This is a genomic window from Micromonospora sp. NPDC005324 (assembly GCF_040607155.1).
GTDB lineage: Bacteria > Actinomycetota > Actinomycetes > Mycobacteriales > Micromonosporaceae > Micromonospora > Micromonospora trifolii.
The window spans coordinates 112,710-123,629 of sequence record NZ_JBEXGE010000001.1; the positions used below are offsets into that span (position 1 = coordinate 112,710).

A 10,920-nucleotide genomic window follows, 5' to 3' on the forward strand; every position below is an offset into this window, starting at 1 on the left:
GGTGACCGTCGGCAGACCCTTGCCCGCGTCCTGCGACGGACCGTTCGACGTACGTCCGGTCATGCCAGCTCCTCCCGAATCCTGATCCGGCTGCCGACCAGGCGCGGATCGCGCTGCTCGACCGCCGGCTCCCGGGTGCGTCGCCAGTCGGTCAGCGCGGTGCGGATGACCACCCGCGCCGGCCGATCGGGGTCGACGTGCCGGAAGATGAACGACGTGGTCACGATGGCGAGCGCGATCTCCCAGGCGGGGAAGAGCTCGACCGTCAACGTGAACAGCCAGTGGATGAACATGTAGAGGGGGACCAGCAGCATGAAGAGCCCGTACTGGGCGTAGGGCAGGTGGACCGGAAGGGTGTAACCGGGCGGCCCGAGGTAGACCAGGCGGGCCCGGTAGATGTCGTCGTCGGTGCGTAGCCGCATCTGGTGAACGCGCCTATTCGAAGATCAGGTCGATCAGGTAATCGCCGACGAAGAAGAGTGTTGCCGCGCCCGCGATGAAGGCGAGCCCGACGATGGCGATCGCGGAGCTGGTCAGCACCTTGGAGATCTCGCCTCGGCTGGCACGGCCGATGAAGATGACGCCCAGGACGGCGAGCAGGATCGGCGCGATCTTGCTGGCGAAGAAGGTGACGACACTGTTGGTGTCGATCCCCTTCGGTGCCGGCTCCGCGAGTGGAGCCGACGCCAGGGTGGAGAGCGCGTGGGCGACGCCGGACGACGCCGTCTCCATGAGCTCGAAGGCGATCACTGGAACCTCCCCATAGCGCGGCCGGCGGTGCCGCGGCGGTGCAATAGGCAAGCCTGGCAGGAAAAGCGCTCCACAGGGCATGGCGTTCTTGACCCTGTGTTCGTTACTCACCACGGAGGGTGGCGAGGTTTGGGCGGATTTTCCCCGCTTCGGCCCTCCCTCCAAGCTTCGCCATCTCGATGCTGGCCAATTCCAAAGCGTACGGGCCGCCCCGGATTGCGACAAGCCGCGAAGGGGCTGCCCGTTACTGCCCTGATGACCGATCGTACACCTGTTCTAATCGGCACGTCAGGGGCGCTGGTGTGGGGCCGACCCGGGTCGCTGGGCGCCGCTGCCGCGACCGGTACCGTCTAGTCGTGACCGATCTGGTGCGGGCTTCGGGCCCGGTGGTGATGGGCGTCCTCAACGTCACACCGGACTCCTTCTCCGACGGCGGACGGTACGCCGACCTGGACGCCGCTGTCGGACACGGCGTCCGTCTGCGCGACGCCGGTGCGCACCTGGTCGACATCGGCGGCGAGTCGACCCGTCCGGGCGCCGAGCGGATCGACGCCGCGACCGAGGCCGAGCGGGTGTTGCCGGTCATCCGCGAGCTGACCGCCGCCGGTGTGACGGTCAGCGTCGACACCAGCCGCGCCCGGGTGGCGGAAGCCGCCCTGGCCGCCGGCGCGGCGGTGGTCAACGACGTCTCCGGTGGCCTGGCCGACCCGGACATGGCCCGCGTGGTCCGCGACGCGCACTGCCCCTGGGTGCTGATGCACTGGCGCGGGCACTCTCGCGCGATGCGCGAGCTGGCCAGCTACACCGACGTGGTGGCCGAGGTCAGGGCCGAGTTGGCCCAACGGATCGACGCGGCGCTGGCCGCCGGGGTGGCCCCCGACCGCCTCATCGTCGACCCCGGGCTCGGCTTCGCCAAGACGGCCGCGCACAACTGGGAACTCAGCGCCCGACTGCCGGAGCTGCTGGATCTCGGCTACCCGCTGCTCTTCGGGGCGAGCCGCAAGTCGTACCTCGGCGGGTTGCTGGCCGCCGCGGACGGCACGCCGCGACCGACCGCCCAGCGGGAGGCGGCCACCGTGGCCACCAGCGTGCTGGCGGTCGCCGCGGGGGCCTGGGGCGTACGCGTGCACGACGTCCAGGCCACCGCCGACGCGCTTGCCGTCTGGGCGGCGACCGGCAGCCCCCGGCTGGCAATGTCGCCGCACGACGACAAGCGACCGCAACACGATCACGAGCATGGGGTACGGCGATGACGACGGACCGGATCCACCTGACCGGCCTGCGGGCGCGCGGCCGGCACGGGGTGTACGACTTCGAACGCGAACAGGGGCAGGACTTCGTGGTCGACGCCGTCCTGGAACTGGACCTCGGCCCTGCCGCCGCCAGCGACGACGTCACCGCCACCGTGCACTACGGCGAGCTGGCCGAACGCCTGGTCGCGGTGGTGACCGGCGAGCCGGTCAACCTGATCGAGACTCTGGCGGACCGACTCCTCACTGTCTGCCTGGCCGACGAAAGGGTCGACGCCGCGACGATCACGGTGCACAAGCCGGAGGCCCCGGTGCCGCACACCTTCACCGACGTGGCCGTCACCATGACCCGGGCGCGTACCCGGTGACCCGGGCGGTCCTCTCGCTCGGCAGCAACCTGGGCGACCGCCTGGAGCACCTGCGCACGGCCGTCGCCACCCTCGGCGACGCGGTGCTCGTGCTCTCCGGGGTGTACGAGACTCCACCGTGGGGCGACACCGACCAGCCCGCGTACCTCAACGCTGTCGTGCTCGTGCAGGACGAGAGCGCGACCCCGCGCGACTGGCTGGAGCGGGCCCGCGACGCGGAGCGCGCGGCCGGCCGGGTCCGTGACCCGCAGCGCCGGTTCGGGCCGCGCACCCTCGACGTGGACGTGATCGCGGTCTGGGGCGACGACGACGAGCCGGTGCTCAGCGACGAGGAGGAGCTGACCCTGCCGCACCCCCGGGCGCACCTGCGCGCCTTCGTGCTGCGTCCGTGGATCGACATCCAGCCGTACGGTCGCCTGCCCGGTCACGGCTGGCTGACCGACCTGCTGACCACCGGCCCGGCGGCGGACGAGGCGTTGGAGCTGCGTCCCCGGCCGGAGTTGGCGTTAGAGTCGACGGCATGACCGAGCGGAACCGGCCGGCATGACGCAGGCGAAGCCCCCACCCAGCGGGTCGGGCCCGGACGGGTCGCGGATGGGCCCCACCCGGATCTCGACCCTGGTCGTGGCCGGCCTGGCTGCGGCGGCGGTGGCCTGGCTGCTGATCAGCACCCTTTACTACAGCGGCATTCCCCGGCTGCCCTGGCTGCCGGTGGTGACGCTGGCCGGGCTCGCCGTGCTGGAGGCGTACGCCGCGATCAACACCCGGGCCCGGATCGAGCGCAAGCCGGGTCGGGACCCGGTCAATCCGCTGTTGGTCGCCCGTTTCGTGGTGCTGGCCAAGGCGTCGGCACTGGCCGCGGCGATCTTCGCGGGCTTCTACGCGGGGCTCACCGGCTGGCTCTTCGTGGAGACCACCCGCGCCGCCCTGGACGATCGACCGGCCGCCGGCGGGGGCCTGCTCGCCTCGCTGGCACTGGTCGGCGCCGCGCTCTGGTTGGAGCGCTCCTGCCGCGTGCCGGAACGCCCGGACGACGAGAGCGAGCAGGACCCTCGGGAAAGCCGCCCCGGCCAGCGCTGAGCAGGGGGTTACGCCCGGCTGCGGGCGCGGGTACGGTGCCTGCGATCGGAGAGCAAGGGCCGCCCAGGGTCCGTCCGTGCGCCGGACTGGGGACGGTCGGCCACTGGGGAGGCGGCGTCATGGGGTACGAAGAAGCGGGCCGGGAGCGGTCGGCCGAACCCTCGTCGGGGGTGCCGGCCGCCGTTCTGGACAACGTCTTCGACGACCCCACCCACGGTGAGCCCGGCCGGGATCGGATCGGCGTGCACCTGGGCTGGGAGCTGCTGCTGCTGGCCGGGCTGGCCGCCGTGAGCTGGCTGCTCTGGCGGGAGGATCCGACCGCGGTGCGCGACGGCAACCTGCGCACGCTGCTGATCGACGCGGTCGGGCTGGGGTTGCTCGCCCTGGCCGCCGGACTGAGCCTGCGTACGGCCGCGCCGAACCTCGCCGTCGGCCCGATCGCGGTAGCGGCCGCCCTGCACTACGCCGAGCAGGGTGACCGGGGCCTGCCGGCGTCGCTCGGCCCGGCCATGGCGGTCGCCGCGGTGGGCGGGTTGGCGCTGGCGCTGGTCGTGGTGGTGCTGCACGTGCCGGGCTGGGCCGCCAGCCTGGCCGGTGCCGCCGCCGTGGTGGTGTACATCGAACGCCGTTCGGCGCCCGTGCTGGTGCAGGGTGACTACGACCCGACCCGCAGCGCCGGTTACCTCTTCGCCGGCTTCGCCGCGGTGGCCGTCCTCGGCGGGCTGTTCGGCGCGATCCGGGCGATCCGCCGGCTCGTCGGCCGGTACCGACCGATCGCCGACCCGGCCCGTCGGCGGGGCGCGGTGGCCGCCGTGGTGGCCGCCGTCGCGTTGGTCGTCTCCACGGTGCTGGCCGCTCTGGCCGGCGTGCTGCTCGCCGCCAACGATCCCGGGCCGGTGGCGCCCACCTCGGGCCTGGACTGGACGGTGCTGGCCATCGGGGTGGCCCTGCTCGCCGGCACCAGCGCGTACGGCCGCCGGGGCGGTGTGTTCGGCACGCTGCTGGCGGTCGGCCTGGTCACCGTCTTCCAGGTGTACGCGTCGGAGCGTGGCTGGACGTTGAGCAACTGGGTGGTCGGCGGGGCCGCGCTCGGCGTCGGGCTGGTGGCCACCCGGCTGGTCGAGACGCTCGGGCGGCCCCGAACCGGCAGCCCGGACCGGCCCGAGCCGGTGAGCGACGGCACGATCAGCTCGGGCTGGACCACGCCGCAGCCGCAGTCCGTCGACAACTGGCCTCCCACGCTGCCGACCCAGGCCGCGCCGCAACCGGTCGACCCGTGGCGGGATCCGCGGTGGGAGGACGGCCCGCGACGGTGGGACACCGACGAGCGGTGAGCCGCGTCGCGTCCGCCGAGCCGGAGCTGATCTCGACCGTTAGGCTCGGCGACATGACCGACACACCTGCCGCCACCCCGGGCGGAACCTCGTTCGCCGAGCTTGACGCGCTGCCCACCGAGGAGTTGCGGGAGCGGGCGTTCGCCCTCGCCCGGGAGCGTCGGGACGTGAAGTTCTACTGGTCGGTGCTGCGCCACCTGCCGAACGCTGACGAGGCCACTGTGCTCGACGGCGCTCCGAACTCGATCGGCCCGACGATCGACGAGGCCAACGCGCTGTGGCGGGAGTTGACCGGTCACGGCTACGAGGAGTCGGCGCCGCTGCTGCGGGCCGCCTTCATCGACTACCTGATGAAGCACTGAGCCGCTCGGGGCAGCCCAGGTCCGCCCGAGCCACCGGTTCGGGGCCTGGGCGGATCGCGTCGCTCATCCACCGTTCCGGCCCGGTCAGCCGTTACGGCACGGCGGCCGGCACCGGCGCGCTCGCCGTGTTGCTGCTGGTCGGCATCTGCGGCAGTCCGGCGTACACCGGTTGGGCAGTCACCCTGACCGACCCGGAGTCGGCGGGCGCGTTCTACGCGCGCCTGCTCGCCTGGCCGGCCTGGCGGCTCGACGCGGACGGGCAGGCCGGCGGGTTGTTCGCCGCCGACGTGCGAGCCGTGCTGCTGGTGGTCCTCGCGGTGGCGCTGCTCTACCTGCTGCCCGCCGCCCAGGTCGCCCGGGTGCCCGGCCCGGTCAGCCAGTTCTTCTCCGGCTGGGCCGCGTACGTGCTGGCTGGTGGGCTGGCCGCCGTGCTGGCGGCGCTGCTCGGCCCGGCACCGTCGCTGCTGGGGGCCCTACAGGACGCCAGCACCGGTGCCGGTTACGGCTTCCTCACCGGGTGGATCATCGGCATCGCCAGCCTCGGCGGTCGCGCCTGACCCGACCGGGGCGGCTCAGGCGCGGCGGTCGTACGTGCGCCCCGGCCGGTGTGGGTCAGCTGGTCGGGCGGCCGAGGTCGAGGAGGCGCTGTCGGCTGAGCGCGCCCACCGGCCGGCCGGCGTCGGTCACGAGGAGCCGGTCCCGGCCCGAGGTGAGCAGGACCGCCAACGCGTCGTACGCCGAGCCGTCCACCTCGACGGTGGGCAGGTCCGGCGCGGCGCCCTCGGGCACCGGCTCCAGCGCCTCCCGGTCGAGCGGGGTGACCACCAGCCGGCGGATGCCCCGGTCGGCGCCGACGAACTCGCGTACGAACTCGGTGGCGGGTGCGCCGAGCAGCGCGGCCGGCGTGTCGTACTGCTCCAGGTGCCCGCCCTCGGAGAGGACCGCGATCCGGTCACCGAGTCGGACGGCCTCGTCGAGGTCGTGGGTGACCAGCACGATCGTCTTGCGCACCTCGGCCTGGAGGCGCAGGAACTCCTCCTGAAGGTGGGCCCGGACGATCGGGTCGACGGCCGAGAACGGCTCGTCCATCAACAGCACCACCGGGTCGGCGGCGAGCGCGCGGGCCACGCCGACCCGTTGCCGCTGGCCACCCGACAGCTCGTGCGGGTAGCGACCGCCGAACTCGGCCGGGTCCAGTCCGACAAGGTCGAGCAGCTCGTCGACCCGGGCCCGGGTCTGGTTCTTGGGCCAGCGGAGCAGGCCCGGCACTGTGGCCACGTTGGCCCGTACCGTCTGGTGTGGAAAGAGGCCGACGTTCTGGATCACGTAACCGATGCGACGACGTAGTCGTACCGGGTCGACGTCGGTGACGTCCTCGTCGCCGAGTGTGATGCGCCCGGCGGTCGGCTCGATCAGGCGATTGATCATTCGCAGCACTGTCGACTTGCCGCAGCCGGACGGGCCGATCAGCACCACCAACTCGCCGGCCCGGACCTCCAGGCTGAGGTCCCGGACAGCCTCGGTGCCGTTCGGGTAGCGCTTCTGGATGCCCTGCAGGGAGATCGACGCCGCGCGAGGGGATTGGGCCACGCTGGCAGCCTCCGGGGTAACGTCCACGTATGTCCTTCCGCCTGAGCTACCGGGCCGACCCGGGTAACCCCTGGTTCTCCTGGCAGTACGTGCGGGACAACTCTGACACGATCCTCGCCGCCGTGCGCGAACACGCCTCCCTCACCGGGCGAGCGGTGTTGATCGCGGTGTTGATCGCGCTGCCGTTGTCCGTGCTGGCGTACTGGGTCCGTCCGCTCGCCGGTCCGATCCTCGCCGTCAGCGGGGTGGTCTACACCATCCCGTCGTTGGCGCTCTTCGCGTTCATCGCCCCCTACCTGGGCACCGGGGCGACCACTGTGCTGGTCGGGCTGGTCCTCTACGCGCTGCTGCTGATCGTGCGCAACGTGGTGGCCGGTCTCAACCAGGTGCCCCCGGAGGTTCGCGAGGCCGCCGAGGGCATGGGTTACGGCCGGTGGAGGCGCCTGTTCCGGATCGACCTGCCGTTGGCGCTGCCGGGCATCGTGACCGGCGTACGGCTGGCGACCGTCTCGACAGTGGCGTTGGTCACGGTCGGGGTGCTGGTCGGGCACGGCGGGCTCGGGCAGTTGATCTTCGCGGGTTTCCAGAACAATCTCTACAAGGCCGAGATCATGACCGCCGCGCTGCTCTGCGTGGCGCTCGCGGTCGTGCTCGACCTGCTGCTCATCCTGGTCGCCCGACTGGTGACCCCCTGGTCCGCTCGGAGGGCACGGTGACCGTCGCGGCGAACCCGATCGGGCAGGCGATCACCTGGATCAACGACCCACTGAACTGGACCAACCCCGGCGGCATGCTGGACCGGCTCGGCGAGCACCTGACGATCTCCGCCCTGGCGGTGGCGCTCGGCTGCCTGGTGGCCTGGCCGCTCGGGCTCTGGCTGGGGCACCTCGGCCGAGGTGGCGGCCTGGTGGTGCTGATCTCCAACGCCACCCTGGCCATCCCCACCCTGGCGCTGCTGACCATCCTGCCGGTGGTCTTCGCCAGCGGCTTCGGGAAGACGCCGGTCGTGGTGGCACTTGCCGTCTTCGCCGTGCCGCCGCTGCTCGCCAACGCGTACACCGGGGTGCGGCAGGTGGACCCGGAGGCCCGCGACGCGGCCCGGGGGATGGGCCTGTCCAGCGCACAACTGCTGCGCCGGGTCGAGTTGCCGCTCGCGGTGCCCTACCTGGCGGCCGGCTTCCGGACCGCGGCGGTCCAGGTGATCGCGACAGCGGCGCTGGCGTCCTTCGTCAACGGCGGCGGCCTGGGCCAGATCATCCGGACCGGCTTCGGCATCGGTATCGCGGCCGGGGGCGGGCAGATCGTCGCCGGCGGTGTGCTGGTGGCCGGGCTCGCGCTGCTGGCCGAGGTGGTCCTCGGCGGCGTCGAACGGCTGGTCACCCCCAAACCGCTGCGCCGCGGGCGGCAGCGCCTCGGGCGGCCCCGGGCTGCCGACGCCACCGGGAGCGCCTGACCCGTCCGGGTGAGTGCCGCGTCGAGCCGGCGACCCAGGCCCGTCCAATCGGTGACGATGAGGTGACGAAGTCCATCCCAAGTTGTCGGTCGGTTGCGGAGCATGTTGGGTGGACATTCGCGGGCGGCCGACAGTCAGGATCGCCCGTCGGACACGCGGCCGGCCCGGGACGGGCCGCGCCGGGACACGGAAGGCGGGCAACATGCGCGCACGTACACGTCTGGCGATCGGCGTCATCAGCGCCGTCGCCGGGGCAGCACTCCTCACCGGGTGTGGTGGTGCCGGCTCGTCCGGCACCGACGCACCCCAGACGAGCGCCTCCGGCGCAGGGTGCTCGCCGGTCGCCGGCCAGCAGCTCATCGCTCTGCAGGACGACAAGAAGCTCCAGAACTCCGACAACGTCATTCCCGCGGTCAACAGCAAGGCGGCCAACCCGCAGCTGATCGCCGCACTGGACAAGGTCTCCGCCGCGCTGGACACCCCGAAGCTGATCCAGCTCAACAAGGCGGTGAACGAGGACCGCAAGACCCCCAAGGTGGCGGCCGAGGAGTTCGCGAGCGCGAACAACCTCACCGCGGGCATCGCCAAGGGCCCGGGCGGCGACATCACTGTGGGCGCCGGCAACTTCGCCGAGAGCCAGATCCTGGGCGAGCTGTACCGGGTCGCGCTCACCGCCGCCGGTTACCAGGTCAAGGTGCAGCAGATCGGCAACCGGGAGCTGTACGCGCCGGCTCTGGAGAAGGGCGAGATCCAGGTCGTCCCGGAGTACGCGGCGACCATGGCCGAGTTCCTCAACACCAAGGCCAACGGCCAGAATGCGCAGCCGATCTCCTCGCCGGACATCAACACGACGGTGACCGCGCTCAAGGCCGAGGGCGACAAGGCCGGCCTCACCTTCGGCACTCCGGCCGCCGCACAGGACCAGAACGCCTTCGCCGTGACCCAGGCTTTCGCCGACAAGTACGGCGTGCGGACCCTCTCCGAGCTGGCGGCGAAGTGCTCCGGCAGCGCGACGGTGCTGGGTGGCCCGCCGGAGTGCGAGCAGCGTCCGTTCTGCAAGCCGGGCCTGGAGAAGACGTACGGGCTGTCGGTCGGCAAGTTCTCCTCGCTGGACCAGGGCGGCCCGCTGACCAAGAGCGGGCTGCGCGACGGTTCGATCAGCGTGGGCCTGATCTTCTCCTCGGATGGTGCCTTCGCCACCAGCTGAGCCCTTTCCGCACGTGCTGAGGACGCCCCCGCCCCCGACCGGGCGGGGGCGTCCGTGCGTCCCGGGGACCCCGTTCCCTCCGATGGTTATCGTGGGTAGGCTGCACATCCATGCCAGCCCCGGCCACCTCCGACGCCCGGCGTCGACCACCGCTGCTGACCATGCTCTTCTGGGCGGGCGTCGCTCTCGCGCCGGTGGCGGCGCTGATCCTGCTGGTTGCCGACGGCAACGGCCCGCTGCGCTTCGCCGCGGTGCTCGCCATCCTCGCGGTGGTGCTGATCGGCCTCTCCATCGCGCTGCGGTCCGACGGCGAGGGCGACTCGGCGCGGACCGACGAGCTGCTGGACGAGATCGAGGAGCTGCGCCGGGAACTGCGCAGCGAGATCGTGGCCGCCGCCCAGCGCGGTAACCAGGCGCTCGACCAGGCCCAACGGGCCCAGGAGGGGATCGCCGCGGTGCGCCGCCGTCTCGACGCCAGTGGTGCCGCCCTCGCCGGTGCCGCCCCCACCGTCGAACCGGCGGGCGCCGGACGGGCGCGGGTGGCTGCCGCCGAGCCACCGGTGGACGACGTGCCGGTGGCCCGTAACCGGGGTGACGCGTCGGCCGGCCGCGCCCGGGTGTCCGGCCCCGACGACGCGCCCCGGTGGGGGCGCCCCGAGCACCCGGACGACGAGCCGGCGTACGCCCGGGAGGCCCCCGAGCCGCCGGCCGCCGCCGGGACGTACGGCGGGGAACGGCCGGCCGCCACCGCGTACGGCTCGGCCCGCCCCCGGGAACACGACCGCCCCGAGGCGGCGCATCGGCCTGGTGGCGTGGTCCGACACACCGAGACCGTGCACGTCACCACCCGGCACACGGTGGTGGACGGTGGCCCGGCCGAGCCGGCCGGGCGCTACGGCGGCGGGTACGCCGGTCAGTGGACCCCACCCGCGCAGGAGTGGACCCGGGGCGGCGACGCCGACGAGCCCCCCCGCCCGGCCGGCCGGGCGAGGAGCGAGCCGGAGCAGCACGACAGGGCCGGATACGGCGACGAGCCGGGCTGGACGGGCCGCCGCGACGAACCGGAGTGGACCGATCGGCGCGGCGCGTACGCCCAGCCCGACGAGCCCGCCCCGGCGGCCCGGTCACACCGCACCCCGGAGCGGCCGGCGGCGGAATCCTGGGACAGCCCGGACGATCGGGGTTGGTCGGAGCAGCGCGACCGGGCGGCCGCCGGGGCACCGCAGCCCGGGCCGCCGCTGCGGGCCGACGACACCGGCGAGTACTGGTCGCAACTGCGGGCCGGTGACCGGTGGGCCGCCGTCCGCGACGACGAGAACGGCCGCGAGTTGCGGGTCGGCGAACGTCGGGCCGAGGTGCACGCCGACGCCACCGGCACCGAGTACCGGGTGGCCGACCGCTGGGCGGCCGTCCGTCACGAGGAGCCGCGCCGTCACGAGGAGCCGCGCCGTCACGAGGAGCCGCGCCGTCACGAGGAGCCGCGCCGTCACGAGGAGCCGCGCCGTCACGAGGAGCCGCGCCGTCAC

At 73.1% G+C, this 10,920-nt stretch carries 14 protein-coding genes; 11 read left to right on the top strand and 3 right to left on the bottom strand.

Annotated features, from left to right (window positions below; all coding sequences use genetic code 11):
• Positions 1-59 precede the first annotated feature (59 nt).
• Positions 60-422 carry a hypothetical protein gene (locus tag ABZS40_RS00555; RefSeq protein WP_053654782.1) on the bottom strand — a complete coding sequence of 121 codons (363 nt, stop codon included), beginning with the start codon at positions 420-422 and terminating at the stop codon, positions 60-62.
• 13 nt (positions 423-435) lie between these two features.
• Positions 436-750 carry a hypothetical protein gene (locus ABZS40_RS00560; RefSeq protein ID WP_030327982.1) on the bottom strand — a complete coding sequence of 105 codons (315 nt, stop codon included), beginning with the start codon at positions 748-750 and terminating at the stop codon, positions 436-438.
• Positions 751-1,106: 356 nt separating this feature from the next.
• Between ABZS40_RS00560 and folP the strand changes: the two genes are divergently transcribed.
• The 7 genes from folP (at position 1,107) to ABZS40_RS00595 (ending at position 5,701) form a co-directional block, all read left to right on the top strand.
• Positions 1,107-2,003 carry a dihydropteroate synthase gene (gene folP, locus ABZS40_RS00565; protein ID WP_354940105.1) on the top strand — a complete coding sequence of 299 codons (897 nt, stop codon included), beginning with the start codon at positions 1,107-1,109 and terminating at the stop codon, positions 2,001-2,003.
• On the top strand, positions 2,000-2,368 hold the full coding sequence (folB, locus tag ABZS40_RS00570) for a dihydroneopterin aldolase (protein WP_354940108.1): 369 nt from the start codon (positions 2,000-2,002) through the stop codon (positions 2,366-2,368). The genes folP and folB overlap by 4 nt, the downstream gene beginning before the upstream one ends.
• Positions 2,365-2,892, top strand: a complete 528-nt coding sequence (gene folK / locus ABZS40_RS00575; protein ID WP_112601537.1) for a 2-amino-4-hydroxy-6-hydroxymethyldihydropteridine diphosphokinase — start codon at positions 2,365-2,367, stop codon at positions 2,890-2,892. Before folB ends, folK begins: the two co-directional genes overlap by 4 nt.
• A gap of 19 nt (positions 2,893-2,911) precedes the next feature.
• Positions 2,912-3,448, top strand: a complete 537-nt coding sequence (locus tag ABZS40_RS00580; RefSeq protein WP_354940111.1) for a DUF3180 domain-containing protein — start codon at positions 2,912-2,914, stop codon at positions 3,446-3,448.
• Positions 3,449-3,567: 119 nt separating this feature from the next.
• A complete protein-coding gene (locus tag ABZS40_RS00585; protein ID WP_354940114.1) occupies positions 3,568-4,782 on the top strand; it encodes an ABC transporter permease in 1,215 nt (404 codons plus the stop codon).
• 53 nt (positions 4,783-4,835) lie between these two features.
• A complete protein-coding gene (locus ABZS40_RS00590) occupies positions 4,836-5,144 on the top strand; it encodes a hypothetical protein (RefSeq protein ID WP_354940117.1) in 309 nt (102 codons plus the stop codon).
• A 125-nt stretch (positions 5,145-5,269) separates the two neighbouring features.
• Complete coding sequence (locus ABZS40_RS00595) at positions 5,270-5,701, top strand: hypothetical protein (protein WP_308193261.1); 432 nt, start codon at positions 5,270-5,272, stop codon at positions 5,699-5,701.
• A gap of 55 nt (positions 5,702-5,756) precedes the next feature.
• Here the strand turns inward: ABZS40_RS00595 and ABZS40_RS00600 are convergent, their stop codons facing one another.
• Positions 5,757-6,761 carry an ABC transporter ATP-binding protein gene (locus ABZS40_RS00600; protein ID WP_354940120.1) on the bottom strand — a complete coding sequence of 335 codons (1,005 nt, stop codon included), beginning with the start codon at positions 6,759-6,761 and terminating at the stop codon, positions 5,757-5,759.
• Positions 6,762-6,763: 2 nt separating this feature from the next.
• Here ABZS40_RS00600 and ABZS40_RS00605 point away from each other — a divergent pair, with 2 nt between their 5' ends.
• From ABZS40_RS00605 to ABZS40_RS00620, 4 genes are all read left to right on the top strand, one after another.
• Positions 6,764-7,450, top strand: a complete 687-nt coding sequence (locus ABZS40_RS00605; protein ID WP_354940124.1) for an ABC transporter permease — start codon at positions 6,764-6,766, stop codon at positions 7,448-7,450.
• Positions 7,447-8,187 carry an ABC transporter permease gene (locus tag ABZS40_RS00610; RefSeq protein ID WP_091403223.1) on the top strand — a complete coding sequence of 247 codons (741 nt, stop codon included), beginning with the start codon at positions 7,447-7,449 and terminating at the stop codon, positions 8,185-8,187. Before ABZS40_RS00605 ends, ABZS40_RS00610 begins: the two co-directional genes overlap by 4 nt.
• Before the next feature lie 202 nt (positions 8,188-8,389).
• Positions 8,390-9,394: a glycine betaine ABC transporter substrate-binding protein gene (locus tag ABZS40_RS00615; RefSeq protein WP_354940128.1), complete on the top strand. Its 1,005-nt coding sequence runs from the start codon at positions 8,390-8,392 to the stop codon at positions 9,392-9,394.
• A gap of 110 nt (positions 9,395-9,504) precedes the next feature.
• On the top strand, positions 9,505-10,920 hold a 1,416-nt coding region (locus ABZS40_RS00620; protein ID WP_354940131.1), incomplete at its 3' end, for a hypothetical protein.